This is a genomic window from Treponema pedis (assembly GCF_017161325.1).
Classification (GTDB): domain Bacteria; phylum Spirochaetota; class Spirochaetia; order Treponematales; family Treponemataceae; genus Treponema_B; species Treponema_B pedis.
In genome coordinates this window covers 2,704,900-2,731,587 of the sequence record NZ_CP045670.1, presented here as the reverse complement: position 1 = coordinate 2,731,587, position 26,688 = coordinate 2,704,900, and the positions used below count along the sequence as shown (strand labels likewise).

At 39.4% G+C, this 26,688-nt stretch carries 39 protein-coding genes and 1 pseudogene; 38 read left to right on the top strand and 2 right to left on the bottom strand.

Annotated elements, in window-relative coordinates; all coding sequences use genetic code 11:
* Nucleotides 1-195: 195 nt before the first annotated feature.
* The gene (locus tag DYQ05_RS12640; protein WP_206183541.1) at nt 196-1,527 is read right to left on the bottom strand and encodes an ATP-binding protein; all 1,332 of its coding nucleotides are present in this window, start codon (nt 1,525-1,527) and stop codon (nt 196-198) included.
* Between the two features lie 286 nt (nt 1,528-1,813).
* Nucleotides 1,814-3,841 (bottom strand): ATP-dependent zinc metalloprotease FtsH, encoded by a 2,028-nt coding sequence (gene ftsH / locus DYQ05_RS12635; RefSeq protein ID WP_290121745.1) that lies wholly within the window; start codon nt 3,839-3,841, stop codon nt 1,814-1,816.
* Between the two features lie 281 nt (nt 3,842-4,122).
* On the opposite strand from ftsH, the gene DYQ05_RS12630 reads away from it, so the two are divergent.
* From DYQ05_RS12630 to DYQ05_RS12445, 38 genes and pseudogenes are all read left to right on the top strand, one after another.
* Entirely contained in the window at nt 4,123-4,614 is a 492-nt protein-coding gene (locus DYQ05_RS12630) for a hypothetical protein (protein WP_206183540.1), read from the top strand.
* 104 nt (nt 4,615-4,718) lie between these two features.
* The gene (locus DYQ05_RS12625) at nt 4,719-5,213 is read left to right on the top strand and encodes a hypothetical protein (protein ID WP_206183539.1); all 495 of its coding nucleotides are present in this window, start codon (nt 4,719-4,721) and stop codon (nt 5,211-5,213) included.
* Nucleotides 5,214-5,316: 103 nt separating this feature from the next.
* Nucleotides 5,317-5,814: a hypothetical protein gene (locus DYQ05_RS12620; RefSeq protein ID WP_206183538.1), complete on the top strand. Its 498-nt coding sequence runs from the start codon at nt 5,317-5,319 to the stop codon at nt 5,812-5,814.
* 162 nt (nt 5,815-5,976) lie between these two features.
* The gene (locus DYQ05_RS12615; RefSeq protein ID WP_206183537.1) at nt 5,977-6,465 is read left to right on the top strand and encodes a hypothetical protein; all 489 of its coding nucleotides are present in this window, start codon (nt 5,977-5,979) and stop codon (nt 6,463-6,465) included.
* Nucleotides 6,466-6,714: 249 nt separating this feature from the next.
* On the top strand, nt 6,715-7,200 hold the full coding sequence (locus tag DYQ05_RS12610) for a hypothetical protein (RefSeq protein ID WP_206183536.1): 486 nt from the start codon (nt 6,715-6,717) through the stop codon (nt 7,198-7,200).
* Nucleotides 7,201-7,323: 123 nt separating this feature from the next.
* A complete protein-coding gene (thyX, locus tag DYQ05_RS12605; RefSeq protein WP_206183535.1) occupies nt 7,324-8,160 on the top strand; it encodes an FAD-dependent thymidylate synthase in 837 nt (278 codons plus the stop codon).
* A 13-nt stretch (nt 8,161-8,173) separates the two neighbouring features.
* Complete coding sequence (locus DYQ05_RS12600; RefSeq protein ID WP_206183534.1) at nt 8,174-9,169, top strand: AAA family ATPase; 996 nt, start codon at nt 8,174-8,176, stop codon at nt 9,167-9,169.
* 523 nt (nt 9,170-9,692) lie between these two features.
* A pseudogene (tuf, locus tag DYQ05_RS12595) lies at nt 9,693-10,881 on the top strand (elongation factor Tu).
* A gap of 69 nt (nt 10,882-10,950) precedes the next feature.
* Nucleotides 10,951-11,259, top strand: a complete 309-nt coding sequence (rpsJ, locus tag DYQ05_RS12590; protein ID WP_020966412.1) for a 30S ribosomal protein S10 — start codon at nt 10,951-10,953, stop codon at nt 11,257-11,259.
* A gap of 53 nt (nt 11,260-11,312) precedes the next feature.
* Complete coding sequence (gene rplC / locus DYQ05_RS12585) at nt 11,313-11,939, top strand: 50S ribosomal protein L3 (protein ID WP_020966411.1); 627 nt, start codon at nt 11,313-11,315, stop codon at nt 11,937-11,939.
* A gap of 14 nt (nt 11,940-11,953) precedes the next feature.
* Complete coding sequence (rplD, locus tag DYQ05_RS12580; RefSeq protein WP_024467396.1) at nt 11,954-12,589, top strand: 50S ribosomal protein L4; 636 nt, start codon at nt 11,954-11,956, stop codon at nt 12,587-12,589.
* A complete protein-coding gene (locus tag DYQ05_RS12575) occupies nt 12,589-12,873 on the top strand; it encodes a 50S ribosomal protein L23 (RefSeq protein WP_020966409.1) in 285 nt (94 codons plus the stop codon). Before rplD ends, DYQ05_RS12575 begins: the two co-directional genes overlap by 1 nt.
* A gap of 34 nt (nt 12,874-12,907) precedes the next feature.
* Nucleotides 12,908-13,735, top strand: coding sequence for a 50S ribosomal protein L2 (gene rplB, locus DYQ05_RS12570; RefSeq protein ID WP_020966408.1), 828 nt, complete (start codon nt 12,908-12,910; stop codon nt 13,733-13,735).
* A 14-nt stretch (nt 13,736-13,749) separates the two neighbouring features.
* Entirely contained in the window at nt 13,750-14,028 is a 279-nt protein-coding gene (gene rpsS, locus DYQ05_RS12565; RefSeq protein ID WP_024466154.1) for a 30S ribosomal protein S19, read from the top strand.
* 4 nt (nt 14,029-14,032) lie between these two features.
* Entirely contained in the window at nt 14,033-14,395 is a 363-nt protein-coding gene (gene rplV / locus DYQ05_RS12560) for a 50S ribosomal protein L22 (RefSeq protein ID WP_029408910.1), read from the top strand.
* 1 nt (nt 14,396) lies between these two features.
* A complete protein-coding gene (gene rpsC, locus DYQ05_RS12555) occupies nt 14,397-15,116 on the top strand; it encodes a 30S ribosomal protein S3 (protein ID WP_020966406.1) in 720 nt (239 codons plus the stop codon).
* Complete coding sequence (gene rplP / locus DYQ05_RS12550; RefSeq protein ID WP_144299210.1) at nt 15,117-15,536, top strand: 50S ribosomal protein L16; 420 nt, start codon at nt 15,117-15,119, stop codon at nt 15,534-15,536.
* A gap of 12 nt (nt 15,537-15,548) precedes the next feature.
* Entirely contained in the window at nt 15,549-15,758 is a 210-nt protein-coding gene (rpmC, locus tag DYQ05_RS12545) for a 50S ribosomal protein L29 (RefSeq protein ID WP_020966404.1), read from the top strand.
* A 10-nt stretch (nt 15,759-15,768) separates the two neighbouring features.
* Nucleotides 15,769-16,041, top strand: a complete 273-nt coding sequence (rpsQ, locus tag DYQ05_RS12540; RefSeq protein WP_020966403.1) for a 30S ribosomal protein S17 — start codon at nt 15,769-15,771, stop codon at nt 16,039-16,041.
* 16 nt (nt 16,042-16,057) lie between these two features.
* On the top strand, nt 16,058-16,426 hold the full coding sequence (rplN, locus tag DYQ05_RS12535; protein ID WP_020966402.1) for a 50S ribosomal protein L14: 369 nt from the start codon (nt 16,058-16,060) through the stop codon (nt 16,424-16,426).
* A gap of 10 nt (nt 16,427-16,436) precedes the next feature.
* The gene (rplX, locus tag DYQ05_RS12530) at nt 16,437-16,751 is read left to right on the top strand and encodes a 50S ribosomal protein L24 (protein WP_024466591.1); all 315 of its coding nucleotides are present in this window, start codon (nt 16,437-16,439) and stop codon (nt 16,749-16,751) included.
* Nucleotides 16,751-17,302, top strand: coding sequence for a 50S ribosomal protein L5 (gene rplE / locus DYQ05_RS12525; protein ID WP_029409954.1), 552 nt, complete (start codon nt 16,751-16,753; stop codon nt 17,300-17,302). The genes rplX and rplE overlap by 1 nt, the downstream gene beginning before the upstream one ends.
* A gap of 11 nt (nt 17,303-17,313) precedes the next feature.
* A complete protein-coding gene (locus DYQ05_RS12520; RefSeq protein WP_080653134.1) occupies nt 17,314-17,499 on the top strand; it encodes a type Z 30S ribosomal protein S14 in 186 nt (61 codons plus the stop codon).
* Between the two features lie 11 nt (nt 17,500-17,510).
* Nucleotides 17,511-17,909, top strand: a complete 399-nt coding sequence (rpsH, locus tag DYQ05_RS12515) for a 30S ribosomal protein S8 (protein WP_024465638.1) — start codon at nt 17,511-17,513, stop codon at nt 17,907-17,909.
* Between the two features lie 10 nt (nt 17,910-17,919).
* Complete coding sequence (gene rplF, locus DYQ05_RS12510) at nt 17,920-18,459, top strand: 50S ribosomal protein L6 (RefSeq protein ID WP_020966398.1); 540 nt, start codon at nt 17,920-17,922, stop codon at nt 18,457-18,459.
* A gap of 9 nt (nt 18,460-18,468) precedes the next feature.
* The gene (gene rplR, locus DYQ05_RS12505; protein ID WP_020966397.1) at nt 18,469-18,831 is read left to right on the top strand and encodes a 50S ribosomal protein L18; all 363 of its coding nucleotides are present in this window, start codon (nt 18,469-18,471) and stop codon (nt 18,829-18,831) included.
* An 8-nt stretch (nt 18,832-18,839) separates the two neighbouring features.
* Nucleotides 18,840-19,361 (top strand): 30S ribosomal protein S5, encoded by a 522-nt coding sequence (rpsE, locus tag DYQ05_RS12500; RefSeq protein WP_020966396.1) that lies wholly within the window; start codon nt 18,840-18,842, stop codon nt 19,359-19,361.
* A gap of 3 nt (nt 19,362-19,364) precedes the next feature.
* A complete protein-coding gene (gene rpmD, locus DYQ05_RS12495) occupies nt 19,365-19,550 on the top strand; it encodes a 50S ribosomal protein L30 (protein ID WP_020966395.1) in 186 nt (61 codons plus the stop codon).
* Nucleotides 19,550-20,002, top strand: coding sequence for a 50S ribosomal protein L15 (gene rplO, locus DYQ05_RS12490; RefSeq protein ID WP_020966394.1), 453 nt, complete (start codon nt 19,550-19,552; stop codon nt 20,000-20,002). The genes rpmD and rplO overlap by 1 nt, the downstream gene beginning before the upstream one ends.
* 11 nt (nt 20,003-20,013) lie before the next feature.
* Complete coding sequence (gene secY / locus DYQ05_RS12485) at nt 20,014-21,336, top strand: preprotein translocase subunit SecY (RefSeq protein ID WP_024465640.1); 1,323 nt, start codon at nt 20,014-20,016, stop codon at nt 21,334-21,336.
* A gap of 71 nt (nt 21,337-21,407) precedes the next feature.
* On the top strand, nt 21,408-21,524 hold the full coding sequence (gene rpmJ, locus DYQ05_RS12480; RefSeq protein WP_080653133.1) for a 50S ribosomal protein L36: 117 nt from the start codon (nt 21,408-21,410) through the stop codon (nt 21,522-21,524).
* 16 nt (nt 21,525-21,540) lie between these two features.
* Nucleotides 21,541-21,906: a 30S ribosomal protein S13 gene (rpsM, locus tag DYQ05_RS12475; protein WP_024465641.1), complete on the top strand. Its 366-nt coding sequence runs from the start codon at nt 21,541-21,543 to the stop codon at nt 21,904-21,906.
* A complete protein-coding gene (gene rpsK, locus DYQ05_RS12470) occupies nt 21,906-22,304 on the top strand; it encodes a 30S ribosomal protein S11 (protein WP_206184154.1) in 399 nt (132 codons plus the stop codon). The genes rpsM and rpsK overlap by 1 nt, the downstream gene beginning before the upstream one ends.
* 12 nt (nt 22,305-22,316) lie before the next feature.
* Entirely contained in the window at nt 22,317-23,372 is a 1,056-nt protein-coding gene (locus tag DYQ05_RS12465) for a DNA-directed RNA polymerase subunit alpha (protein ID WP_020966389.1), read from the top strand.
* Entirely contained in the window at nt 23,362-23,904 is a 543-nt protein-coding gene (gene rplQ, locus DYQ05_RS12460; protein ID WP_020966388.1) for a 50S ribosomal protein L17, read from the top strand. The genes DYQ05_RS12465 and rplQ overlap by 11 nt, the downstream gene beginning before the upstream one ends.
* Nucleotides 23,888-24,115, top strand: coding sequence for a hypothetical protein (locus tag DYQ05_RS12455; RefSeq protein WP_020966387.1), 228 nt, complete (start codon nt 23,888-23,890; stop codon nt 24,113-24,115). Before rplQ ends, DYQ05_RS12455 begins: the two co-directional genes overlap by 17 nt.
* 445 nt (nt 24,116-24,560) lie before the next feature.
* Nucleotides 24,561-26,243, top strand: a complete 1,683-nt coding sequence (locus DYQ05_RS12450) for an ABC transporter ATP-binding protein (protein ID WP_206183533.1) — start codon at nt 24,561-24,563, stop codon at nt 26,241-26,243.
* Complete coding sequence (locus DYQ05_RS12445; protein ID WP_206183532.1) at nt 26,233-26,658, top strand: hypothetical protein; 426 nt, start codon at nt 26,233-26,235, stop codon at nt 26,656-26,658. Before DYQ05_RS12450 ends, DYQ05_RS12445 begins: the two co-directional genes overlap by 11 nt.
* The last annotated feature ends 30 nt before the right edge of the window (nt 26,659-26,688 follow it).

Genomic DNA, 26,688 nt, shown 5'->3' with positions numbered 1-26,688 from the left:
AGGTATAACTTTGTACGTGATAAGTATACTATATTATTGTGTCGATTGCAAGTATATCCAAATTCTCAAATTATACACTGATTTATCTTAAAAACCTTACAAATAACGGCTTGTGTTTTCAACGGCAGATGTAAATTTACTAAAGGTGTTTTGTAACAAATACTTTTAAGGTATTTAAATAAGTTATTCCGTTTCTTATACCTCTCTTAAAAGAAATGCGGCGTACAGAGGAAGAGTAAGCACCTCCGCCTCTTCTATATTTATTTTCCCTATATTGTAATCGCCTAGCTTTATTGCGTTTTTAAGATGATATTTTTCTTTGTTTTTTAATACGGTTTTTAAACTCTTTGCATTTCCGTTTACAGCCTTTACTTCAACCGCCGTTGCATTTCCTTTGTAGCGTATAAGAAAGTCTATTTCCAGACCGGAATCTTTTCTGAAATAATACAATTTTCTTCCCATTTTGTAAAAAATATCGGCTATAAGGTTTTCAAAAATTGCGCCCTTATAAGCGTAAAGTTTACCGTTTAAAATATCAAAAGAGGTTCCGTCTTCAAGCATTGAGGAAAAAAGTCCCGTATCGCTCATATAAACTTTAAAAACGTCATCTATGCAATATCCGCTGAATGGAAGTTCCGTAGTTTCCAAATTAAAACAGCGTGTAATAATACTGGCATCTTCTATCCACTGTAAACTTCCTGTATATTTTGATGCACTGCCTCCTTTTTTTACCTCCGAATATTTAAACTTTTTATTTTCTCTTGCAAGTTGTCTTGGAACGGATTTAAAGCATTCTACAATTTTTGATTTATCGGTTGTTTGAGCGTGTTTCAGCATATCATCTTCGTATGAGCGGATAATATCTTTTTGTACTGCAAGGACCGTGTTTATCTGTTTTGTTTTTACAAAAGCGTTGACTGCTTCGGGCATTCCGCCCACTACCGTATATTGGAAAAGCAGCTGCCGCATTCTTTGATGCAGTGCATCGGGTACGGGCTTTACTTCCGTAATACGGTTTTTTAAGACTTCTATAATCTCTTCGGGAATTTCGTTTGCCCAAAGAAATTCTTCAAAATCAAGAGGATACATTTCAAGAGAGGTTTCATACCCTACAGGAATGGATTTCGGAGCTTTCCCGTACCCGCGGACACCCAATAAAGAGCCTGTTGCAATTATATCAAATCGTCCGTCCAAACAAAAAAATTTAAGAGCGGTTCTTGCTTCCGGGCATTCCTGAATTTCATCTAAAATAAGAACCGTTTTTCCGGCTTTAAAAACAGCCTTTTTGCCTATCATAGCCGAAATTTGCATTATAATGTTGTCTGTTTCAAGCGAACCGGAAAAAGCGGTTGCATAGCTCGGATTTTCAAAAAAATTTAAGTAAATTATGTGTTCGTAATTATTTTTTGCAAAATTCATTACGGAAAAAGTTTTACCGCACTGTCTTAATCCTCTTAAAATAAGAGGTTTTTTATTTTCCAGATTTTTCCATTCCGAGAGTTTGTTTTCTATTTTTCTTTTTAACACAAGAAAGCCTCCGATATTTATTATACGTAAGTTTTATTATTTTTCAAGGGAGTTTTTTATAAATTCGGCGTTTTTTTAAGGGACTTTTTATAATATTTATTATTTTTTTCAAGGGAGTTTTTTGTAAATTCGGTGTTTTTTTAAGGGACTTTTTATAATATTTATTTTTTAATGAGTTTTTCCGGTTATTGCTTTTTAAGGTTTTGTATATATTGAAATTTTTCATGCTATCGGCAAAAATAAACCCGATTTACCGTAAGTAAACCGGGTTTATATGCCGAATTTTTTAATTTTCCGTTTGCTTTTCCGCAGTTTCCGTTTCCGCCGTTACGGCGGAAGTTCCGCCGCTAAGCGATTCCAAATTATTTTCGGCCGCAATAATTGCCTTAAATTCATCGTTTTCTATCGTTTCTTTTTCCAAAAGTCTTTGTGCTATATATTCAAGCAAAGGCTTTTTTTCGTTCAGCATTTTTATGGCGCATTCGTAACGTTCATCAATTATTTTAGCAATTTCCTCGTCAATATATTGCTGTGTCGTTTCAGCATATTCACGTACAAGTTGAGGTTCGTTATTTCCGAGATAACCCGCCCCGCGTTTGCTTAAGGCTACGTTTTTAAACTTTTCACTCATACCGTATTCCGTAATAAGGCTTCTTGCAATGTCCGTAGCTCTTGCAAGGTCGTTCGCGGCTCCCGTAGAAACCATATTGAAAGTAACCTGCTCGGCAGCCCGTCCTCCCAGCAATACATCAATTTCGGCAATGAGCTGTTTTTGGGTTACGATGTGTTTATCGTCTTCAGGTATATGGAATGTGTATCCTAAAGTTCCCGTTCCGCGAGGAACAATTGTTACCTTATGAACCTTGTCGGCTCCTTCCGTAAATGTTCCCAGAATTGCATGACCGGTTTCATGATAGGCAATAATGCGCCGCTCTTCTTCGCGGATAACTTTGGATTTTTTTTGTAAACCTATCATGGCTTTTTCAACGGCTTCGTCCAAATCGCTCATTGAAACTTTTTTTCGTCCCTTGCGGACTGCAAGTAAGGCCGCTTCATTTATAATATTTGCCAAGTCCGCTCCGGAACAGCCGCTGGTAATTCTTGCTGTTTCCGACAGATTGGCGGTTTCGTCAAGTTTAACGTTTTTTGAGTGAAGCTCTAAAATCATTTGTCTGCCTTTTAAATCCGGGCGGTCTACTACTACCTGTCTGTCAAACCGGCCGGGACGTAACAGAGCGGGGTCTAAAACGTCAGGACGGTTTGTCGCCGCTAAAAGGATTAAACCTGTGGTATTATCAAAGCCGTCCATTTCGACTAAGAGCTGGTTTAAAGTTTGTTCGCGCTCATCGTTTGAAGACATGGAATTTATTCTCGATTTTCCGATAGCGTCCAATTCATCTATAAAGATTATACACGGAGCTTTTTCGCGGGCTTGGCGGAATAAATCGCGTACACGGGAAGCTCCGACGCCTACAAACATTTCAACAAAATCCGAACCGCTTATTCTGAAAAAAGGAACACCCGCTTCACCTGCAACGGCGCGCGCAAGTAAAGTTTTTCCGGTTCCCGGAGGCCCTACAAGTAAAACGCCCCGAGGAATTTTTCCGCCTATTTCGGTATATTTTTTAGGATATTTTAAAAAATCCACAACTTCCATTAATTCTTCTTTTGCTTCATCAACGCCTGCAACGTCTTTAAAACGTGTAGTAACCTTTCCTTCGTCTATTGCGGCACGCCTTGCTTGACCGGGAGAAAAAAAGCTTCCGCCCAAGCCTCCCATATTATGCGTTACCCGCTTCATTACGGCCCTCCAAAATAAAATAACTATGCCGAAGGGTAAAAGCCATTGCAAAAGAATATCCAAAAAATAATTTTTTTCGTTAGGTTTCATTGAATAAATAATTTTCTTTTCATCTAAAAGGCGTAAAAAATCTTCGGTAAGGATTCCCGCTGTTGTATATTCATTGGAAGCTCGGGGAGAAGAAAAAGAAAAAAGTTTACTTGAAAAAGATTTATCTTCAATTTCGGCAGTAGTATAGCCCGTAAAATAAACGGGACCCAATACTATTTTTTTTATTTGCCCTGACGCAACCCTGTCTTTAAATTCCGAAAAGGGAATCATAGCCGCTCTTTCCAGGGCTATAAATTGGTTTACCAAAATTATAATTACTACTACTAACGGAAGTAAAAGCCACATCGAAAAAAACGGGGGTTTGGACATATTTTTGTCGTTTTCGTCATTGTCAAAATTAAAAAAGTTAAAAGGATCATTTTGATTTTTGTTTTTATCCTTATCTTTATTTTCGTTGCCCATAAATTCTCCAAATTACGATTATCTATTTAAATATATAATACACAAAAAAACGTAAAAAGTCGATAGGAAGGGGAAAATATCGGTTTGTTTTTTATCTTCCCGATGACATAAAAAATCAAAAATATCAAGTTGTTTTTTTAATACGGTACAAAACATAGCCGTAAGGTAAAATTTAATTATCTTAAAGCTTTTTATTATTCATTTTATATTGACAAAAAAGGAGAAAATATATATAATAGAGATATATCAATTTTCGTAAGAATTACGAAGAGGAGTTTAAAATGACTAAACAAAGAACATCTATTTTAATTACAGGAATATCCGCTTTATTGCTGACAATGTTTTTAACGGCTTGTCCCGTAACACCTGCAAAGCCTGCCGATGAAAAAAAATCGGAAGTAACACCCGAAAGCGTCTTGAATTCGGTTTTTGAAGTAAAGTGGTATGGTAATGATGGGTATCCTAATGGGAATAAACATTATTATATTTATATAGGTCCGGACGGTACCGTTTATGAAGCTGAAAAAGATAATGGGGCAGAGTTAAAGAAGCCTGATATACCTTTGCTTGGCGGTAATGCAAAAGTTGAAAATAATCAGTTTGTACAAGGCGGTCAAAAATACCCTTATACGCTGAAAGACGGTGTTTTGACTGTAGGAGAACCCCGTAAGAGCGGCAGCTTCGGTCTTGAAGCCGTTAAAGTAACTTCACCTACAGGGCAGGAAATAATGGCTGTTCAAAAGAACGGAGCTGAAGCAGAGAAGCTTCAATAATTTTTACAATATACAACATAATAAAAGCCGTAAAATTTTACGGCTTTTATTTTTAAATTTTGATAAATAAAAAAAATATCCGTGAAAATGAAGAGGAGTTTAAAATGAGTAAACAAAGAAAATCGGTTTTACTTGCAGGAATAACCGCTTTATTAGGTTTAATGCTTTTAACGGCTTGTCCCGTGAAACCTGCACGTTCTGAAAAACAAACCGATAAAAAAGAAGAAGTTCAAGAAAATATTTTAGATACGGTATGGGATATAACCGCATTCTATGGAAAGTACCGTCCGGATACTTCTCCGCACCGCTATATCTATGTTTCAAATGACGGTTCCGTATACGAGGCTGAAAAAGATAAAAATACCGGTTTTTTAAAAGAACCTGAACAAAAATGGCTTGAGGGTGCAAATTTTAAAAGCAATATATTTACTTTTGAGGGTGTAGATTATACTTATACGCTGAAAAACGGTACTTTGACTGTAGGAGAACCAGGTAAGAAGGGCGGTTTCGGTCTTGAAGCCGTTAAAGTAGATTCTCCTACAGGGCAGGAAATAATGGCTGTTCAAAAGAACAAAGCTGAAGCGGAACAGATTCAATAGTTTTTACAATATACGACATAATAAAAGCCGTAAAAATTTACGGCTTTTATTTTTAAATTTGATAAATAAAAAAAATATTCGTGAAAATGAAGAGGAGTTTAAAATGAATAAACAAAGAAAATCGAATTTAATTGCAGGAATAACCGTCTTATTAGGTTTAATGTTTTTAACGGCTTGTCCGGTAAAACCTGCAAGTTCTGAAAAACAAACCGACAAAAAAGAAGAAACCCAAGCCGATAAAAAAGAAGCTCAAGAAAATATTTTAAATACGGTATGGGAAGCCGAAGTGCTGTGGGGCGATTCTTATCCTGAAACAAATAGCGAGCATTACTATATCTATATTGGAGAGGACGGAACTATATATGAAGCGATAAAAGCTTTAAATCAGGAGAATTTAAGGAAACCTAATCCCGATTTATTTGGAACCGTGAAATTTAAAAATAATAAATTTACGGTAGATGGTAAGGAAGTCCCTCACAAGGTAACAGGAGATATCTTAACTGTAGGAGATTTTACTCCCAATCAAGGAAATTTTAACCTAAAGGCAAAAAGAATTACCAGTCCTACAGGGGAAGAAATTAAAAATGCTCCGCAAAACTGAAATTATTTAAAAAATAACAAGGCGGTAACGGAAAATTTATTTTCACTGCCGCTTTTTTCTTTTTTTTAAGCAATTTTTTTTATGTTTTGAGCGTTTATTCTCTTGACAAAATTAACAAAATTGATAAATATGAAAGTGTATTCAAAATTAAGGAGTTTTTAAATGAAATTAAGATTAACTATAGGTGCGTTAGCGTTATTGATTTGTGCGGCTTTTTTAAGTGCAGGTTGCAGAGGCCAGGCAGGAGGCAATGTAAGTCCGCCGCGTGTTGCCGTTGCCAAGCCCGCAGCTGACGGTATTTTCGATAAGATATGGGAAGTTGAATCGGTAGATTCCACGTCGTATGGCAAGGTCGGTATAACTAACTACTATATTTATGCGGATTCCGCAGGTAAACTGTATGAGGCCGTCAAAGATACGGTCGGTAATTTGCGATATCCCAATGAAGGAGAGCGTTTTTTTGGTTTTGTAGATGTAAAAGACGGCTATTTATATACACCGAACGGTAAAAGTTCTTATGAAGTAAAAGACAGAGTTCTTATAGTTCATTTGAATAAGGGCGGTTTAAAGATTGTAGATGTAAAAGCAAAAAAGGCGGATACCCGCGGAACACCTTCTAAAGACATGATTAAAAGCTGTTTACCCCGATAGCCCGCTTTATTTTTCGTAATACCCGTGAGTAAACCTTTTAAAAATATTTGTTTTTAAAAGGTTTACTTAAATTTCGACTGCGATATTTTTGCAAGTCATTGATAAAAATTTAAGGCGTCTTTTAAAAAGTTTTTCCCGCTTTTTTAAAGGTGCTTTTAGAATAAATAAGGAAGACTGTAATGTAACTTTATTTTACGGTCTTTTTTATTTTGATAAAACCGAATGTTTTAATTTAAAGAGGTGTTTAAAATGAAAAGACGAAAAAGATTTATTTTAGCCGTTTGCATATCGGCGGTGCTTACAATTTCGATTGCGGGCTGCAACGGTAACGGCATAAACTCCAAAAAAGACTCTGCCGTTGTAACCCCCGGAAAGTCCGGCACTGATACAAGCCCTGAAAAGCCTTCCGAACTTTTGAATACGGTATGGGAGGTAACGGAGTATTTGGGTCAAGGTTATCCTAAAGACGGTACACATTTGTACATTTATATCGGCCCCGACGGGCAAATCTATGATGCGAAAGCGGAGAAGGGTGGAGATTTAAAAAGGACTGATGACCCTGTAGCTCTGTTTGCCGGCTGGACACTTAAAAACGGTAACTTCTATTTTAATAATAGAAAATATTCTCATACAGAGGAAGGTGATACTCTTGTTGTGGGAGACGAGCATAGCGGGTTTAAAGCAAAAAAAACTACGGATTACACGGGTGATGCCATTAAAAAGGTTAATGAGTAGAATTAGGCGAGAGTATTAAGCAATCTTTGAAAAAAGCCGTAAAGTGTGATTACTTTACGGCTTTTTTATTGTATAACACTCAAGCCTTCTTGTTTTTTTCATACCGTTATGCTAATATAACTTATGGCACACTGTATATCGCTTGAAGCTGAAAAAATTTTAGATAAAGAATTTAAAGTCCTCGATAAGGGATTTATAAGATTAGTCGATTATCTGGGGACGGACGAACGTATTGTACAGTCCGCACGGGTATCTTACGGGCAGGGTACGAAAACCGTCCGGGAAGATGCGGCCCTTATCGATTATCTTTTAAGGAATAAACATACATCTCCCTTTGAGCAAGTGGTTTTAACCTTTCATATTAAACTTCCGATTTTTATTGCCCGCCAATGGATTAGGCACAGAACCGCCCGCCTAAACGAAATTTCAGGCCGATATTCCGTATTAAAAAACGAATTTTACGTTCCGGAGCCTTGCGATATAGCTTTTCAAAGCTCCAATAACAAGCAGGGCAGGGGAGCGGAACCTGTTTCCGATGAATTGAGCGGCGATGTTATCCGGGCTTTAACCCGGCAGCAGGAAGATTCTTATAAAGCTTATTGCGGGCTTTTGGATAAAAATATTGCCCGCGAATTGGCGCGTATAAACCTTCCCTTATCAACCTACACGGAATGGTATTGGCAAATCGATTTACATAATCTCTTCCATTTTTTACGTCTTAGAATGGATTCCCATGCTCAAAAGGAAATAAGAGTTTATGCTGAAACGATGTTTGACATTTGTAAAAAAGTTGCTCCGCTTGCCTGCGCCTCTTTTGAGCGGCACGAAAAAAACGGAGTTAATTTTTCGGCAGAAGAACTTCAGGCAATACGTAACTTGCTTGACGGAAAAGAAAGCGGTTTAACCGGAAAGGCTTCGGAGCGCTTTAATGAAAAACTTAAAACCGGAAAGCAGTTGTAAGAGGTTTGTATTTATGGAAGAAACAAGGTGTAAAACTGTCATAGATAATTTTAGAAAACAAATGGCTCAAAAAATTGTAGGAAAAACCGAGCTTATAGACGGGATCCTTACGGGCTTTATTGCCGGAGGTCATATTTTACTTGAAGGAGTTCCCGGTCTTGCAAAAACGCTTATAGTAAAGACTTTTGCACAAACCGTAAATGCCGAGTTTAAACGTATTCAATTTACTCCCGACCTTTTGCCCGCCGACTTAATAGGTACTCTTATTTATCAGCAAAATCCGGGGCAATTTTCCGTACGCAAGGGTCCGGTTTTTTCAAATATTATTTTGGCGGACGAAATAAACAGGGCGCCTGCAAAGGTTCAGTCCGCACTTTTGGAGGCTATGGCTGAAAAACAGGTTACTATCGGAGAAACCTCGTATAAACTTCCGTCTCCTTTTTTTGTATTGGCTACCCAAAACCCTATAGAACAGGAGGGGACTTACCCTCTTCCTGAAGCCGAGCTTGACCGTTTTTTACTGAAACTTTTTGTTCCGTACCCTTCGCTTGAAGAGGAAATCGGTATTGTAAACAAATTTTCCCGTTTAACCGAAAAAGATGGCGATGAAGAAGAAAAACTTTCGCCCGTTTTAAATTCCGAAGATTTGGCGTTATTGCGGCAAACTGCCGAAAATATAAAATGTGCGGAAGAGATAACAAGGTATGCCGTTTCAATAGTTGCGGCTACTCGTCCTGCAGAAAATGTAAAACAGGATGCCTACTCGCGCGGAAATTATTTAAGCTATATCCTTTTCGGGGCGTCTCCGAGGGCGGCAATTGCAATTCAAAAATGTGCAAAGATAAGGGCTCTTTTTGAAGGGCGGGGTTTTGTAATTCCCGATGATATTAAGTATGCGGCTTACCCCGCCTTACGGCACCGTTTAAAACTTTCTTACGAAGCGGCCGCCGACAATCTTTCGTCCGATGACATTATAGAAAAACTTTTAAGCGTTGTTCCTCAGCCTTAAAAATTCCGAAAAGCTTGAAATTTACAACTTATATTTATAAATTTTTAATAAAAAATCCTCTTGACATTTTTTTTTCTTTATGGTATAAACTTCCTTATATTTTACAGTAAGCTTCTTGTTTACTTATGGCTGAAAACCGTTTCTGTCTTATTGAGCGGTATTTTAAGCCGGTGTTCTTTAGGAGTTTTGCACCGCCGTAAAACCTTTTTTAGGCAGGCTTGTGCCGGTATTCATTTTATGATGAATCGTGAATAAATTCCGCAGGATACCAAACCAGTCATCGAAGCGGCGGTTTTGATGGTCATCAGGTGGATCCGAATATTATCCGAAAACCTATGGATAATAAACTAAAAGTGCTTTAAATATGAGCCTTCCGTCTTATCTGATTTTAATCACACTGCATGTTTTTTCGATTCAGGCTGTTAAGCTTGTTTTTCGATTTGAAAGACTCGTTAACTTTTGAAATCTCGTCATTTATAATGCGGGAAATATTAGACTTGCCTACGTCTTTTAGGAGGATATCATGGCAAAGGAAAAATTTAACAGAACGAAAGTTCACATGAACGTTGGTACCATCGGTCACGTTGACCATGGTAAAACTACTCTTTCGGCGGCAATCATTACGTATTGTGCAAAGAAGTACGGTGATAAGCTTCTAAAATATGACGAGATTGATAATGCGCCGGAAGAAAAGGCTCGAGGTATTACAATCAACACCAGGCACTTGGAGTATCAGTCCGATAAAAGGCATTATGCTCACATCGACTGTCCCGGACACGCCGACTATGTTAAAAACATGATTACCGGCGCCGCTCAGATGGACGGTGCCGTTCTTGTAGTATCCGCACCCGATTCGGTTATGCCGCAGACAAAAGAGCATATACTTCTTGCACGTCAGGTAGGTGTACCCTCGATTATCGTATTTCTTAACAAGATTGACCTTGTTGATGACCCCGACCTTGTAGACTTGGTAGAAGAAGAGGTTCGCGAAACTTTGTCTTCTTACGGCTTCCCTGAAGATACTCCGATTGTAAAGGGTTCGGCATTTAAAGCCTTACAGGACGGAGCTCCCGCCGAAGATACGGCTTGTATTGAAGAGCTTCTTAAAGTTATGGACGATTACTTCAAGGACCCCGTACGCGATTCCGATAAGCCCTTCCTGCTCCCGATTGAAGATATCTTTACAATTCAGGGACGCGGTACCGTTGTTACGGGAAGAATCGAGCGCGGTGTAATCAAGATGAACGAAGAAGTTGAAATCGTAGGTATCAGACCTACCAAAAAAAACCGTTGTTACCGGTATTGAAATGTTCAACAAACTTCTTGATGAAGGTGAAGCGGGAGATAACGTAGGTCTTCTTTTACGCGGTATTGAAAAGAAAGAAGTTGAACGCGGGCAGGTTCTTGCCAAACCGGGTTCAATTCAGCCTCACACAAAATTTGAAGCTCAAATTTATGTTCTTTCAAAAGAAGAAGGAGGACGGCACAGCCCGTTCTTCTCCGGTTACAGACCTCAGTTCTATTTCAGAACTACCGACATTACGGGAACGGTAAATCTTCCCGAAGGTACGGACATGGTTAAGCCCGGCGATAACGTAAAGATTCTCGGCGAGCTTATTCACCCGATTGCTATGGACCAAGGTCTTAAACTTGCTATTCGTGAAGGCGGACGAACTATCGCTTCCGGTCAGGTAACTCAAATTATCGAATAAACGATGTAAAATACGGCTTTTGCCGGTTTTTCCGGCAATCGGCCGTTTTACATCTTTTCGGAGGAAATGATGATAAAAGAAAAAATTCGCGTAAAACTTCGCGGATTCGATGTAGAATTGGTTGATCAAAGTTCAAAAGCTATTGTACAGGCCGTTCAAAAAGCCGGTGCAAAGGTTTGCGGGCCTATTCCGCTTCCGACTAGGATTAACAAATTTACGGTACTTCGTTCTCCTCACGTAAATAAAAAATCGCGTGAGCAGTTCGAAATGAGAACGCATAAAAGGCTGATAGATATTATCGAGCCTTCGGCGGATGTTATGAACGCTTTAATGGCTTTGGAATTATCCGCCGGTGTTGATGTAGAAATTAAACAATAAATATGTATGGTAGACGGCCTTTAATCAGGGGTGCGTACCTTAGGAGTGTTTAAATGATTGGACTGATTGGTAAAAAAATCGGTATGACGCAGATTTTCAACGAAGTCGGGCATCTTATGCCGGTTACTGTTATTCAGGTTGAACCCAATACCGTGGTGGCTTTGAAGAATGAAGAAAAATTCGGTTATTCTTCCGTTGTTCTCGGTTTGGGCGAGCTTAAAGAAAAGCATACGAGTAAACCTTATGCGGGGCAATTTACCGAAGGTGTAAAGCCTTTACGCCTTTTAAAGGAATTCCGCGGCTTTGAAAAAGAAGTAAAAGTAGGGGATAAGCTCGGTGTGGAGCTTTTTGAAAAAGTTTCTTATTTAGATGTTACCGCAATTTCAAAGGGAAAGGGTTTTCAGGGTGTTATGAAACGCTGGGGTTACGGCGGCGGTAGAGCAAGTCACGGTTCGAAATTTCACCGTGAAGCGGGTTCTACGGGACAATGTACAACTCCGGGTCGTTCTTTTAAAAACACTACAATGCCCGGCAGAATGGGTTCCGATAAGGTTACCGTTCAGAATTTGCAGGTTGTAAAAATTGATCCTGAATTGGGTGTTGTAATGGTTCGCGGTTCTGTTCCGGGTAAAAAGGATGCTACGGTATTCTTAAAATCCGCAGTTAAGCGTGCAAGATAAGGACGGTAGAAGACATGGAAAAGAAAGTCTATTCAGTCGATGGTAAAGAATTGAGGACAATAAATCTTGATGACAAGGTATTCGGTCTTCCCGTAAATGATGATGTTATTTACTACGCCATCAATAATGAATTAGCCAACAAGCGCGTCGGAACGGCTTGTACAAAGGGGCGGGCGGAGGTTCACGGTTCCAATGCCAAGCCTTACAGTCAAAAAGGTACGGGGCGTGCCAGACGAGGCGATAAAAAATCTCCCCTTTTAGTGGGCGGAGGTGTTGTTTTCGGACCGAAGCCGCGCGATTTCAGCTATTCTATGCCGAAAAAGGCAAAAAGATTGGCTATGAAATCCATTTTGAGTTTAAAAGCTCAAAACGACAGGCTTACGGTTGTTGAGGATTTTACGGTAGAAAGCGGTAAAACAAAGGATTTGGTTAAAATTTTAAATAATTTTGCAAAGAATGAACGTGCCGTTGTAATTTTAAAAGATGATGACGCTTTGCTTAAACGGGCGGGACGAAATATTCCTCATCTTTCGTTTTTATCTTATAACAGGCTTCGCGCTCATGATTTGTTTTACGGAAGAAAGATTATTATGCTTGAAACTGCCGCAAAAAATCTCTCTCAATTTTACGGATGTAAGGAGGCCGAATAATGGAATATAATGATATACTTATCGCGCCTGTTCTTACCGAAAAAAGTACAGAGCTTCGCGAGCAGGGAAAATATGTTTTCAAAGTGGCAAAAAAGGCTACAAAGATTCAGATAAAGGAAGCAGTACGCCGATTGTTCAACGTTAAAGTTACCGATTGTACTGTTGTTAATGTTCGAGGAAAGCTTAAAAGGCTTCGCTACAAAGAAGGCAGAACTTCTTCTTGGAAAAAAGCAACTGTAAAACTTGCCAAAGGCGAAACGATTAAGGTTTTTGAAGGTGCATAAGCTTAAAATGCTTATGTTTTAAGGGGATAGCAAGATGGCTCTAAAAGAATATAAGCCGATGACGCCCGGACTACGCGGACGGATTGATTTGCGCAAAGATGAAATTACGGCTCAAAAGCCTGAAAAATCTCTTACAAAGGGGTTTAAAAACAGAGCGGGTCGTGATTCAAGAGGTCGCATTTCGGTTCGCGGGCAGGGCGGCGGACATAAAAAGAGATACCGAGAAATCGATTTTAAGCGAAATAAATATGGTATTCCGGGTACTGTGAGAACGATTGAATATGATCCTAACCGCAGTGCAAATATTGCATTGATTTTCTATGCCGACGGCGAAAAGCGATATATTATCGCTCCTAAGGGATTAAAAATCGGGCAAAAAATTATGAGCGGGGAGATGGCGGCTTTAGATGTTGCAAATGCTCTTCCGCTGGAGGTAATCCCTGTAGGTTTTACCGTTCATAATATTGAGCTTACAATCGGAAGGGGCGGACAGATGGTACGCTCGGCAGGTGCCGGTGCGTTGGTTGCTGCAAAAGAAGGCGAATATGTTACCATAAAACTGCCTTCGGGAGAAACGCGTTTAGTACATAAAAAATGTTATGCTACCATAGGCGAAGTCGGCAATGAAGATCATATGAATACAAGTCTTGGCAAGGCAGGACGCTCAAGATGGCTGGGTATAAGGCCTACCGTACGCGGTATGTCTATGAACCCGATTGACCATCCGTTAGGCGGCGGTGAAGGTCGCGGAAAGGGAAGGCATCCCGTTACTCCTTGGGGGCAACCCTGTAAGGGATACAAAACCCGCAAAAAGCGCAATCCTTCCGATAAGTTCATTGTCTCAAGACGAAAGAAAAAGTAGGGGAGAGTGAATAAGTGTCAAGATCAGTAAAGAAGGGGCCTTTTATTGCGAAGAGCCTTTTTAAAAACGTAAACGAAATGAACAAATCGGGTAAAAAGAGGCCGATAAAGACTTATTCCCGATGTTCTACTATTATTCCCGAGATGGTCGGTAACACCATTTCGGTGCATAACGGCAAGACGTGGATTCCGGTTTATATAACCGAGAATCTTGTTGGGCATAAACTTGGCGAATTTGCGCCTACACGGACATTCCGCAAGCACGCAAATTCGGACAAGAAGGTTGGAAAATAGGTGAATGAAGATGACTGAAAAAACAGGATATCGGGCAACAACTAAATTTCTTATTGCTTCACCTACTAAGGTAAGACCGGTTGCGAAGGTTGTTAAACACAAGCCGTATCCGGAGGCAATGGCGATTTTGGAAAATATGCCCCAAAAAGGCGCAACTCTGATTTCTAAAACAATGAAGTCTGCCGCTTCTAATGCTCTTAACAGAAATAAGCAATTAGATGAAGATATGCTCATTGTAAAGGATATTATGATTGATGAAGGCCCGAGGCTGAAGCGTATTTGGTGCAGGGGTAAAGGCCGTGCAGACATGCTCTTAAAGCGCATGTGTCATATCACAGTTGTCGTTGACGAAAGGGCAGGAGAATAAAATGGGACAGAAAGTAAACCCTACAGGATTAAGACTTGGTATAAATAAAACCTGGGTATCCCGCTGGTATGCAGGCCCCAGAGATTATGCCGATTTATTGCATGAGGATTTAAAAATCCGTGCTATGATTAGGGATATCCCCGAGTGTAAAAATGCCGACATTGCAGAAGTTGAAATTATCCGCCACCCTCAAAGGATAACGATTATGATTCACACTGCAAGACCCGGCGTTATTATCGGTGTAAAAGGCGCAAATATTGAAAAAATCGGTGCCGCGATACAAAAAAAACTCGGTAAAAAGGTGCAGATAAAAATTAAGGAAATTAAAAGGGCTGAACTTAAAGCCGCTTTAGTTGCCCAAAATGTTGCGCACCAGCTTGCAGGCAGAGCTTCTTTCCGAAAGGTATTAAAGCAGGCATGTTTTAATACTATGAGGTCCGGAGCTCAGGGAATAAAAATTAGAATTTCGGGACGCTTGGGCGGTGCCGAAATGTCCCGAACCGAAGAAATGAAAGAGGGAAGAGTTCCTCTTCATACGCTTCGTGCGGATATAGATTACGGTTTTGCCGAAGCCGAAACCACTTACGGAAAAATCGGTTGTAAGGTGTGGCTTTACGGCGGAATGATGTTTGGCAGTGAACAAAAAGAAGATGCGGGAGCCTTGCTTAAAAAGCAAAGGAAGCCGCGTTCCGAAAAGCCTGCTCAAACAGGGAGGCAGTAAATTATGTTTAGTCCTAAACGAGTAAAACATAGAAAGGTTCAGCGCGGAAGAATAAAGGGCGAAGCCACGCGATGCAACAGCATCGATTTCGGCGATTTCGGTCTTGTTTCTCTTGAACCGTTTTTGCTTACAAACAGGCAAATTGAAGCCGCCCGTGTTGCGTTAAACCGCAAGATTAAGCGCGGCGGAAAGTTATGGATTCGTGTTTTTCCGGATAAACCTTATTCGAAAAAACCGGCTGAAGTCCGAATGGGCGGAGGTAAGGGTGCTCCCGAATACTGGGTAGCTGTAGTAAAACCCGGAACGGTTATTTTTGAGTTAGCCGGTGTAGAAAAAAACTTGGCTGAAGAAGCTATGCTTCTTGCGGGAAGCAAACTTCCTTTCAAGACAAAATTTGCCGAGCAAATTCAAGCCGACTAAGGAGCGTTAAGAATGAAGATTAAGTCAAAATACAAAGAAATGTCTTATGCTGAACTTGTTTCAAAACGCAATGAGTTAAAACAAAAGCACATGGAGTTAAGATTTCAAGCTGTTGTAGGACATTTGGATAATCCGGTTCAAAAACGAACTATGCGTCGCGAGATTGCAATGTTAAATACATTTATACGCCAAAAAGAATTGGCTGGTGAAAACGTAAAATAGGAGCAGGCCCGTGGAAACTAAAGAACAAGTAAAAAAAATCGGGAACCGCGAGTTTGTCGGTATCGTAACCAGCGACAAGATGAATAAAACCGTCGTTGTCGAAGTTCGAACCAAAAAACTTCATAAGTTGTACAAAAAATACGTATCGAGCAGCAAAAAATACAAGGCTCACGATGAAGAGAATTCGGCTCACATCGGCGATACGGTACGGATTGTAGAACACAGACCTATCAGCAAGGATAAGTCTTGGCGGCTCACGGAAATTATTGAGCGAGCTAAGTAAACGAGGAGTAAGGTAAATGATACAGGTAGAAACAAGATTAAACGTTGCCGATAACTCGGGTGCTAAACTCGTAGAATGTATTAAGGTTATCGGCGGTTCAAAACGCAGATATGCAGGAATTGGAGATATAATCGTTGTTGCCGTTAAAGAAGCGTTGCCGACATCGGTTATTAAAAAGGGTACGGTAGAAAAAGCGGTTATTGTGCGCGTTTCTAAAGAATACCGCCGCCCCGACGGAACATATATCAGATTTGACGATAACGCTTGCGTAATTGTTGATGATAATAAAAATCCTAAGGGAAAACGTATTTTCGGCCCTGTAGCCAGAGAGCTTCGTGATTACGATTACATGAAGATTATTTCTCTTGCTCCGGAAGTCCTTTAAGGAGATGTTTATGGCAGGAAAAATCAGAATTCACCGTAACGATAATGTTGAGGTTATTGCAGGTACCGAAAAAGGTAAGCGCGGAGAAGTTGTAAAAGTCCTACAGGATAAAAACAAGGTTATTATCCGCGGTCTTAATATGGTAAAAAAAGCCATGCGCAAAAGAAATCAGCAAGACCAAGGCGGTATCGTCGAAATTGAAGCTCCGATTTCAGCTTCTAATGTTATGATTTTATGCAAAAAATGCGGAAAAACGCGCATTGCATATAAAATAGAAGACGGCAAAAAGAAAAGAGTTTGCCGTAAGTGTGGAGAAGCGTTATAATGAGTAATTATGTACCTCGGCTTAAGAAAGTCTATACGGAACAAATCAGCCCTGAGCTTAAAAAGGAATTTAACTATACTACGGTTATGCAAATTCCGCGGCTTAAAAAAGTCGTTGTAAGCATGGGTGTTGGTGTAGCTCTCACGAACAGGAAACTACTTGATGCTGCAGTAACCGACCTTGAAATTATTACAGGTCAAAAAGCTGTGAAAACAAAGGCAAAAAAGAGTATAGCAAACTTTAAACTTCGTGAGGGAAATGAGGTGGGGGCAATGGTAACTTTGCGCGGAGCTAGAATGTATGAATTTTTAGACCGTTTTATAAATGTTGCATTGCCTCGTATTAAGGATTTCCGCGGAGTAAACCCGAACGGTTTTGACGGCCGCGGCAATTATTCAGTAGGTATTACCGAGCAAATCATTTTTCCTGAAATCGATTTCGATAAAATCGAACGTATTTCGGGTTTGAATGTAAACGTGGTAACTTCCGCCAAGACCGACCAAGAAGCAAGAGCTCTTCTTGCAAAGTTTGGTATGCCCTTTAGGAAGTAAGAGAGGATTTCATGGCTACAACAGCGAAAATTAATCAAGCGAACAGAAAAGCGAAGTATCCGACACGACAGTACAACAGATGCAAGGTTTGCGGAAGGCCCAGAGGCTATTTGCGAAAATTCAAAATGTGCCGTGTTTGCTTTAGAAAATTGGCAAGCGAAGGGCAAATCCCCGGCGTTACAAAGTCAAGTTGGTAGGAGGAGCGATAATGAGTGTTTCAGATCCGATAGCAGACATGCTCACAAAAATTAGAAATGCTGCTTCCGCCGGTCACGAATCGGTTGATATTCCATCTTCAAGAGTAAAATGGGAGATTATCAGTATTCTTAAATCGGAAGGGTATATTAAAAATTGTAAAAAATTAACCCAAGACGGTGTAAACAATATCCGTGTTTTCTTAAAATATGACGATAAAGAAGCGTCCGTAATTCACGGCATAGAAAAGGTTTCCACACCGGGACGCCGAGTATATTCAGGCTATAAGAGCTTACCGAGGGTTTTTAACGGCTACGGTACTCTTATTGTATCGACTTCAAAGGGTATAATTACCGGAAAAGCGGCTGGCGAAAGCCAAGTAGGCGGCGAGCTTATTTGTAAGGTTTGGTAGGAGGCGGATAATGTCAAGAATTGGAAAACTGCCTGTTGCTATTCCTGCAGGTGTAAAGGTAAATGTTGCAAACGGTGTTTTTACCGTTGAAGGCCCTAAGGGTAAACTTTCACAAAAATATCACCCGGATTCGGTAGATATTAAAGTTGAAGGTGAAGAAGCTATAGTAACCCGAAAAAACGATGAGCTTCAAACAAGAGCTTATCACGGTTTGTACCGAAGCCTTTTAAACAATATGGTAAAGGGTGTAAGTACCGGCTTTTCTAAGACGCTTGTTATAAACGGCGTAGGTTATAAGGCTGAAGTACAGGGAAAACTGTTGGTGATGGCTTTAGGTTATTCAAACGACTTTGCCGTTCTTATTCCCGAAGGTATTGAAGTAAAAGTCGACCAGCTTAAAGTAACCGTTTCAGGTGCTTCTAAAGAAGCTGTAGGCGAATTTGCTTCACAGGTAAGAAAGCTCAGAGGTCCTGAACCGTATAAGGGTAAGGGAATCCGTTATGAAGATGAAGTTATCATCAGAAAAGTCGGTAAGTCCGGTGTAAAATAGGGTAGTATTATGGACAAAAAACGTAATGATAAAGATAGAAAAAGATTTAAGCGTAAGGTTCACATCCGAAAAAGAATTTTCGGTACTGCCGAGCGTCCCCGCATGACGGTGTTCCGAAGCAATAAACGTATTTCGGTTCAGGTTATCGATGACGTGCAGGGAGCAACATTGGCTGCCGTTTCCACAATGGAACAGGAGCTTAGAGCGCTTAAAGTTAATGTTGAATCTGGGGCAAAGGTCGGCGAAGTAATCGGTAACCGCCTCAAGGAAAAAAATATTGATACTGTTGTTTTTGACAGGAACGGTTATTTATACCACGGTGTAGTAAAAGCCGTTGCCGACGGTGCAAGAAAAACAGGAATTAAGTTTTAGGAGAGGTTATGAGTCACCAAAAAGAATCAAAACGTGATAATCAACATTCCGAAAAAGAATATGTTGAAAAACTCGTTAAACTGAACAGAACGGCAAAGGTTGTAAAAGGCGGACGCAGATTCTCGTTTTCCGCCTTAACCGTTGTAGGCGACCAAAAAGGCCGTGTCGGTTACGGATTCGGTAAGGCTAACGATGTAAGCGATGCAATTCGAAAAAGTATCGAAAAAGCAAAGGCTAATATGGTAACCTTTCCGCTTAAAAACGGAACAATTCCGCATGAGGTTCAAGGAAAATTCAAGGGTTCGTGCGTTCTTTTGCGCCCGGCCTGTTCCGGTACCGGTATCATTGCAGGCGGTACTATCCGTGCAATAATGGAAGCGGCGGGAGCTACCGATTTGCTTTCCAAATCGCTCGGCTCAAGTTCTGCCGTAAATGTTGTAAAAGCGACTTTTGACGCTGCCGGTCTTTTAATGGACGGCAAAAAGATTGCTAAAAGCCGCGGAAAAACCCTTGCGGATGTATGGGGGTAAGATATGGCAAAGAGAATTAGCGTTAAATTGGTAAAAAGTACAATCGGGCAAAGACATCATGTCCGCGCAACGGTACGCTCTTTGGGTTTAAAAAAGCTTAATTCCGTAATGGAACATGAGGCTAATCCCGCTATTTTGGGTATGGTAAAAACCGTTTCCCATATAGTAGAGGTTAAGGAGTTAAACTAATGTCCGAATTTAATTTAACTGTTCCTTCGGGAGCAACACATAAAAAAAAGATTGTAGGACGCGGTTCGTCTTCAGGCTGGGGTAAAACCTCAGGTAAGGGACATAAGGGGCAGCAGGCCAGGTCAGGCGGAAAAGTTTATGCAGGCTTTGAAGGCGGACAAATGCCATTATACCGCCGCGTTGCAAAAAAAGGTTTTTCAAATTATCCGTTTAAAAAGGAATTCCGCATTGTAAATATAGAAATGCTGGAAGCCCGCTATAATGACGGCGATACGGTTAATAAGGAAACTTTGGTAAAAAAGGGTCTCATTAAAAACGCTTCTTTGCTTGTAAAAGTTTTGGGTGTAGGAGAAATAACGAAAAAATTAACCGTTGACGTCGATAAGGTTTCCGGCTCGGCGAAGGAAAAAATTGAAAAGGCAGGCGGAACAATAGTTCAGTCTGAAGCATAAGAGGCGGTAAAATGGCTAATAATGTATTTGCGAATATGTTCAAAATAAAGGATTTACGAAGTCGTATTTTCTTTACGATCATAGTTTTAGCGGTTTTCCGTCTGGGCTCGGTACTTACCATCCCGGGTATCGACCCTAATGCCTTGAAAATTTACTTTACGCAAGGGCAGGGTAATGCCTTTGCGGACCACATGGACTTTTTCGTAGGCGGTGCATTTTCCAATTTTTCGGTATTTATGTTAGGCGTTATGCCTTATATTTCCACCCAAATTTTAATGCAGCTTGCGATGATAATTTTTCCGCGGCTTAAAAAAATTGCGGAAGAGGACGGCGGAAGAAAAAAAATTCAAGTTTGGACAAGGATTCTTACCGTCGGCGTTGCAATACTTCAGTCTACGGCGGTTGCAAGCTGGGCGGGAAGTATCCCCGGTGCGGTTATAATTTCCAACCATATTTTGCAAATATTTATTGCAATGGTAACCGTTACTACGGGAACTATGATAACAATCTGGATGGGCGAGCAAATTACGGCACGCGGTATAGGTAACGGTATTTCCATGCTTATTTTTGCCGGAATTGTAGCGCGTCTTCCTCAGGCTATTTGGGAGCTTATTAAATTGGTAAGTTCCGGCAACACCGATTTAAACCTTGTGTTCGTCATTATTGCCTTTATAATGTTTGTAGCTATTATAGCTTTGGTAGTTTATGAACAGCAGGGACAAAGAAAAATACCGGTGCATTATGCAAAACGGGTAATCGGAAGAAAGATGTACGGAGGTCAAAACACCTACATTCCTTTTAAGATTAACCCGTCGGGAGTTATTCCGATTATTTTTGCATCGTCTTTTTTGACGTTCCCGCTTATGCTTTCGCAGACGCTTGGAACGAAAGCGGCATGGATTGCAGGTATTGCGAGGTTTTTGCGTTCCGACGGTTGGGGGTATAATATCCTATATATTGTTTTGATAATTTTCTTTGCTTACTTTTATACACAAGTTACATTAAATCCGATGGAAATTGCAAAACAGATACGTGAAAACGGCGGGTCTATTCCCGGCATAAGAACCGATAAAACGGAAGAGTACTTACAGAAAATTTTAAACAGGCTGGTATTGCCTGGCTCGCTTTATTTGGCGGCTATTGCGGTTTTGCCTACTATAATTCAGTGGGCATTCAGTTTTCCGCGCGGTATTTCAACATTGATGGGCGGTACTTCACTGCTTATTTTGGTAGGTGTAGATTTGGATACAATGAGTCAAATTGAAGCATTGCTTAAAATGCACCACCATGACGGCTTGCTTAAAAAAGGCAAGATTAGATCTAGGAACCTATAGAATTTTTTTTAAGAATGATATAAAATATGCGGAAAAACTGCCGGTATTTATATCGTCTTTAAGGAGTAAATATGAAGGTTAGAACAAGTGTAAAACCTATTTGCGATAAGTGCAAGGTTATTAAACGTAACGGTATTGTACGGATTATTTGCACAAACCCGAAACACAAACAGAGACAAGGCTGTTAACGGAGGAAACTGGAGAATGGCTCGTATTGCGGGAGTTGACCTCCCAAATAAACATGTTAATGTTTCATTGACGTATATTTATGGAATTTCTACTTCATCGGCAAATAAGATTTGTGAAAAAACGAAAATTAATCCGATGAAAAAGATGAATGATTTAGATGAAGCCGAGTTGGCGGCAATCCGCGATGTTATCGACAAAGAATATAAGGTAGAAGGCCGATTAAGAACGGAAGTTGCCTTAAATATCAAGCGTCTTCAGGACATCGGGTGCTACCGCGGTCAAAGGCACAGAAAGGGTCTTCCCGTACGCGGACAGAGGACAAGGACTAATGCCAGAACACGCAAGGGTAAGAAAAAGACCGTTGCAGGAAAGAAGAAGTAATCGAGGGGAGCGTAAAACATGGCTACAGTAAAAAAACGAAAGAAAAAAAGAGCGTATATGAAGGCAATGTTTATATTCAAGCAACCTTTAATAACACGATTATTACGATAACCGATTTAAAAGGAAATGTTCTTTCTTGGGCATCTTCCGGAGGATTGGGTTTTGCAGGGGCTAAAAAATCTACACCCTTTGCAGCTCAAACCGTTGCGGAAACCGCAATTCAAAAATGCCAGCCTTACGGTTTGCATGAGGTTCATGTTTTCGTAAAGGGTCCGGGAGCCGGAAGAGAATCGGCTATCAGAACGCTTGGAACAATGGGATTAAAGGTTCGCTCCATAAGCGATGTAACTCCCATTCCGCATAACGGTTGCCGTCCCAAAAAGACGCGCCGAGTATAGAAGGAGACGTGAATGGCCCGTAAAAATCTTTTAAAAGGATTTAAAAAGCCAAAAGGCTTGGAATTTGATCGCCAGGAATCAACCGAAAGCTATGGCAAGTTTACGGCATCCCCGTTCGAGACCGGTTTCGGAACCACGATTGGAAATTGTTTGAGGCGGATTCTTTTGTCCTCAATTCAGGGGTATGCCATATCGGCTGTGCTTATAACTTCGTATGATGCCGACGGTGTTCCTCATACGATTTCCAGCGAATTTGAAAATATTCCGAATGTCTCGGAGGATACGCTGGAAATTTTAAACAAATTAAAACAAATTCGATTAAAGCTCTCGAATGAAGCTGAACAGGGCGAATTTCATTTTGAATTTAAGGGGCCTGCGTCAATAAGCAGCAAGAACTTTGCCGTTGAAGGGCAGCTTGAAGTTTTCGGAGAGCCTTTCCATGTAATGGAATTAATGAAAGGCGCCAATATTTCACTTGATGTTCAAGTGGATTTTTCCCGAGGGTATGTACCTGCAGAAGTAAATGAAAAATATGTAGATATTGTCGGAACAATTCCGCTGGACGCAATTTACGGACCTGTCCGAAAGGTAAGTTATGCAATTGAGCCTTGCCGCGTAGGGCAGCGTAACGATTACGATAAACTGATTCTTGAAATTTGGACGGACAGCACGGTTTGCCCTGAAGATGTTTTAGGAGAAGCTGCAAAAATTGCAAAAGAGCATTTTTCCATATTCATCAATTTTAACGAAAAAGATTATCGCGGTGATGATGAAGATGACGCTGAAGATAATGCGATTAAAAAACTGTTGGACACTTCGATTAACACGCTTGATTTTACCGTAAGGGCGAAAAACTGCTTGGATATGGCGGGGATTAAAACCTTAGGAGAATTGGCGCAAAAAACCGAAGATGAAATCAGCAGTATGCGCAACGTCGGTAAAATGACAATGACGGAAATTCATGCTAAACTGGCTGAATACAATTTGCGTTTGGGTATGACTGATTTCAGTCATCTAAAAAATACGATTAAAGCATCAAGACATAAGGAAGAAACAGATGAAGCATAAAAACGGCTTTAATCCGCTCTCGCGTACAACCGCACATCGCCGTGCTTTGCACCGGAATATGGTTACATCGCTATTTAAATACGAGCGGATTACTACTACAAAACAAAAGGCGATGGAAGTACGCAGGACAGCGGAAAAATTGATAACCCGCTCAAAAGTTGATACCTTTAATAACCGCAGACATGCCGCTAAGTATCTTTGGGATAACGATATTCTGAAGAAGCTTTTTACGGAAATAGGCCCCAGAATGAAGGATAGAAACGGCGGTTATACCCGTATTTTAAAAATCGGTTTTAGGGAAGGCGATGCCGCAGATGTAGCGATATTGGAACTTGTAGACTACGACTTTGAAAAAAAGGAAAAAGATTCAAAGAAAAAAGAAGATTCCAAAAAGGCCGAACCTAAAAAATCCGTTTCCGAAAAAAAGAGCGGTTTTAAACCTTCAAAACCGGATTCGGAATCGAAAAAAGGTTCCGACAGCGTAGTCGATAATAAGTCAAATCGGAGGTACAACCGTGTCAAAGGCTCATAGAGGTAAGGGAATCCGCGCAGAACAAAACCGCGGAAGGGGAACATGCCCCGTATGCAATAAAACCGGTATTAAAGTTTTATACGAACAGGAAATTAACGGTACAAAAACAAAAATTTGCAAAATTTGCAGAGCAAATATGAAAAATAAAAAGGCCGCTGAAGCGGCAGCTTCCGCACAAACAGATAAACCCGCCGGAGAATCGGCAGAATAAATTTTTAGCCTTTTTTATACAACACGCCTGCCCTAGATGCAGGCGTTTTTTTATGGAAGCGTGGTTTTTAATTTTTTTTAACGGTATTGAATATCTAGAGCTTACAAAAAAAACGTGTTTGTGATATACTTAAAAGTAGCTTTGAAAATAGAATTTTTTGGTGTAATTCTCTTTTTTGCATGCTATTATGAATCGTTTTTTACTTTAAAAATACGAACAAGTAATATTTTTATTGATTATAATCACTTACCTGACAGGAGCATAGGTTTTTCTTCAGGTAAAAGATTTGTATTTGTAAAGGGCTGCCTATTTATGCTCCCGGTAATAATTGTAAAGTAAAGCGTTCTTTTGTGTCATTATAAGTTTATATAAATTTTTAAAAGTTAGGATATCTTAAATTATAAATGATTTTTTTATAATAAAAGTATGTGGAGGTGTATTAAGCATGAATAATAAGCAAGCATTTTTTTATTTTTTACGGTTTACAAAAAAACATATCATACTATTTATTTCCTTCGCTTTTTGTTTTTTTTCATGTATAGGATTAACCTTATATATTCCTCAAGTTTTTCAAAAATTTATTGATGGAATTGGACTTACCGTTTACGGAAATAAGACAATAATTTTATTAGGTCTTACATACCTCATTATAGTTTTGGCAGGAGAACTATTACAAAATTTGAGAGATATTCTAAGCACAATTTTTTCATGGAAATTAACGGAGAAAGTACGACAAGATATTTTTAGAAATATTTTAAATTTAGATATTGAGTTTTACTCACAGCATAGTGCAGGAGAATTAACCGAATGTATTGACGGAGATAGTGAGGCTCTGGCATCCTCAGCTTCCAGATTTTTACTTGATATAGCGGCAAATATTTTAATTCTTTTAGGAGTTCTGCTTATTATTTTTTTAATATCGGTAAAATTGGGTTTACTTTTTTCATTTTTTTCCTGCATAAGTTTTTTTAGTATGCTAAAACTTTCGGAAAGCGGTACTTATGCCGTAAAGGAGGTTAGAAAGACTGAAGAAAAAATAACTTCTCTTGTAACGGAGGCAATTACAGGAAGAGAAGAGCTTCATATACTTAAGGCGGAAAATAAAATATTACAAAAGTTGACCTCCTTGTATATGGAGCTTTTTAAATATAAAAAGTCTTTTAGATTAAGGTTTATTTTTACTGTTGAATTAAATAATTTTATTTTACTTTTAGAAAAATGCGGTTTAATTATTTTCCTTTTTATTTTTTATAAAAATAACTTAATAAGTCTGGGCCAAAGTTTTATGTTGTATAACTATTTTATGTTTTTGGAATGGCCTATTCAAACTCTTGCCGAAAAGTCCACAACTTTTCAAGGTTTAAGCGCCAACATAAGCCGTATTTCTCGTCTCATTAGCGAACGACCTAAAATCGGATTCGGAAGTAAAAAAATGGATAGCGATACATATTCAATTGAATTTAAAAATGTTTCATTTTCTTACAGTTCGCGTGAAAAAGTTTTAGATTCAATAAATTTTAAAATTGAAGCCGGACAGCATTGCGGTTTACAGGGGCGCACCGGCAGCGGTAAAACAACTTTAATAAAGCTTCTTTTAGGTTTATACGTTCCGTCTCAAGGCTCTATTTTATTTAATGGGATTCCAATATTTGACTTTAGTAAAGAAGAATTAATGAAAGGTATAGGCTACGTGAGTCAGGAAATAACTCTTTTTTATGCGAGTATTCGGGATAATGTCCGTATGTTTGATAAGTCTATAAGTGATGAGCAAATAAATGAGGCTTTGAAAAAATCGGGAATGTATGAAAAAATTTCTGCACTGCCGGGCGGTCTTGACTATATTTGCGAGGACGGCGGTGCTAATTTTTCTTCAGGAGAAACACAGCTTCTTGCTTGTGCAAGGCTTTTTTTAAAGAAAAGTAAAATAATAATCTTGGATGAGCCTACTGCAAAACTGGATAAAGAAGAACAAGAAAAATTGAGCATGGCTTTTGCTGAGCTGATAAAAAATAAAACCGCAATTTTAATTGCACATAGAAAGGAAACCTTACAAAATATGGATTGCCTCATTCTTGAAAAAGGAAAATTGGAAAGTGTTAAAAATCTAGGAGGCTGGTATGAAAGGTAATAAAGAAAAGACTACTTTAAAGAACTTACTTGTTTATTTTTTTACGCATAATTTTAAACTAATGTCGGCAGCTTTTGCTTCTTATCTACTTTTAAACTTGGCAAGTTATTTTTTGCCTGCATGGATTAATAAGCAACTTTTTTCATTTTTAGAAGGCAGAATTCAACTTCCTCTAGGAATTTGGATTGTTGTTATTTTTCTTTTTTCAAATTTTTTAATTTTATTGTTGGGACAATTTATAAACGCCTTGTACGGTGAAAAATTGAGAGTTTATATCAGAAATTATCTTGCCGATAAAATGCTTTCAGCAATTTTATATCGGCCTAAAGCTTTTAAGCCTGAAGAATCGCAGGAGAAACCTCTTATAAATTTAGAGAAGACCCTCTTAATTTTTGTTATTTTATTGCAGATATAAACAGTCTGACAGCATCGCTTATAATTTCAT

Coding starts and splice junctions, on each gene's coding strand:
- ftsH (WP_290121745.1), bottom strand. CDS start 3,841: ATGGGCAACGAAAATAAAGATAAGGATAAAAACAAAAATCAAAATGAT.
- DYQ05_RS12630 (WP_206183540.1), top strand. CDS start 4,123: ATGACTAAACAAAGAACATCTATTTTAATTACAGGAATATCCGCTTTA.
- DYQ05_RS12625 (WP_206183539.1), top strand. CDS start 4,719: ATGAGTAAACAAAGAAAATCGGTTTTACTTGCAGGAATAACCGCTTTA.
- DYQ05_RS12620 (WP_206183538.1), top strand. CDS start 5,317: ATGAATAAACAAAGAAAATCGAATTTAATTGCAGGAATAACCGTCTTA.
- DYQ05_RS12615 (WP_206183537.1), top strand. CDS start 5,977: ATGAAATTAAGATTAACTATAGGTGCGTTAGCGTTATTGATTTGTGCG.
- DYQ05_RS12610 (WP_206183536.1), top strand. CDS start 6,715: ATGAAAAGACGAAAAAGATTTATTTTAGCCGTTTGCATATCGGCGGTG.
- thyX (WP_206183535.1), top strand. CDS start 7,324: ATGGCACACTGTATATCGCTTGAAGCTGAAAAAATTTTAGATAAAGAA.
- DYQ05_RS12600 (WP_206183534.1), top strand. CDS start 8,174: ATGGAAGAAACAAGGTGTAAAACTGTCATAGATAATTTTAGAAAACAA.
- rpsJ (WP_020966412.1), top strand. CDS start 10,951: ATGATAAAAGAAAAAATTCGCGTAAAACTTCGCGGATTCGATGTAGAA.
- rplC (WP_020966411.1), top strand. CDS start 11,313: ATGATTGGACTGATTGGTAAAAAAATCGGTATGACGCAGATTTTCAAC.
- rplD (WP_024467396.1), top strand. CDS start 11,954: ATGGAAAAGAAAGTCTATTCAGTCGATGGTAAAGAATTGAGGACAATA.
- DYQ05_RS12575 (WP_020966409.1), top strand. CDS start 12,589: ATGGAATATAATGATATACTTATCGCGCCTGTTCTTACCGAAAAAAGT.
- rplB (WP_020966408.1), top strand. CDS start 12,908: ATGGCTCTAAAAGAATATAAGCCGATGACGCCCGGACTACGCGGACGG.
- rplV (WP_029408910.1), top strand. CDS start 14,033: ATGAAGATGACTGAAAAAACAGGATATCGGGCAACAACTAAATTTCTT.
- rpsC (WP_020966406.1), top strand. CDS start 14,397: ATGGGACAGAAAGTAAACCCTACAGGATTAAGACTTGGTATAAATAAA.
- rpmC (WP_020966404.1), top strand. CDS start 15,549: ATGAAGATTAAGTCAAAATACAAAGAAATGTCTTATGCTGAACTTGTT.
- rplN (WP_020966402.1), top strand. CDS start 16,058: ATGATACAGGTAGAAACAAGATTAAACGTTGCCGATAACTCGGGTGCT.
- rplX (WP_024466591.1), top strand. CDS start 16,437: ATGGCAGGAAAAATCAGAATTCACCGTAACGATAATGTTGAGGTTATT.
- rplE (WP_029409954.1), top strand. CDS start 16,751: ATGAGTAATTATGTACCTCGGCTTAAGAAAGTCTATACGGAACAAATC.
- DYQ05_RS12520 (WP_080653134.1), top strand. CDS start 17,314: ATGGCTACAACAGCGAAAATTAATCAAGCGAACAGAAAAGCGAAGTAT.
- rpsH (WP_024465638.1), top strand. CDS start 17,511: ATGAGTGTTTCAGATCCGATAGCAGACATGCTCACAAAAATTAGAAAT.
- rplF (WP_020966398.1), top strand. CDS start 17,920: ATGTCAAGAATTGGAAAACTGCCTGTTGCTATTCCTGCAGGTGTAAAG.
- rplR (WP_020966397.1), top strand. CDS start 18,469: ATGGACAAAAAACGTAATGATAAAGATAGAAAAAGATTTAAGCGTAAG.
- rpsE (WP_020966396.1), top strand. CDS start 18,840: ATGAGTCACCAAAAAGAATCAAAACGTGATAATCAACATTCCGAAAAA.
- rpmD (WP_020966395.1), top strand. CDS start 19,365: ATGGCAAAGAGAATTAGCGTTAAATTGGTAAAAAGTACAATCGGGCAA.
- rplO (WP_020966394.1), top strand. CDS start 19,550: ATGTCCGAATTTAATTTAACTGTTCCTTCGGGAGCAACACATAAAAAA.
- secY (WP_024465640.1), top strand. CDS start 20,014: ATGGCTAATAATGTATTTGCGAATATGTTCAAAATAAAGGATTTACGA.
- rpmJ (WP_080653133.1), top strand. CDS start 21,408: ATGAAGGTTAGAACAAGTGTAAAACCTATTTGCGATAAGTGCAAGGTT.
- rpsM (WP_024465641.1), top strand. CDS start 21,541: ATGGCTCGTATTGCGGGAGTTGACCTCCCAAATAAACATGTTAATGTT.
- DYQ05_RS12465 (WP_020966389.1), top strand. CDS start 22,317: ATGGCCCGTAAAAATCTTTTAAAAGGATTTAAAAAGCCAAAAGGCTTG.
- rplQ (WP_020966388.1), top strand. CDS start 23,362: ATGAAGCATAAAAACGGCTTTAATCCGCTCTCGCGTACAACCGCACAT.
- DYQ05_RS12450 (WP_206183533.1), top strand. CDS start 24,561: ATGAATAATAAGCAAGCATTTTTTTATTTTTTACGGTTTACAAAAAAA.
- DYQ05_RS12445 (WP_206183532.1), top strand. CDS start 26,233: ATGAAAGGTAATAAAGAAAAGACTACTTTAAAGAACTTACTTGTTTAT.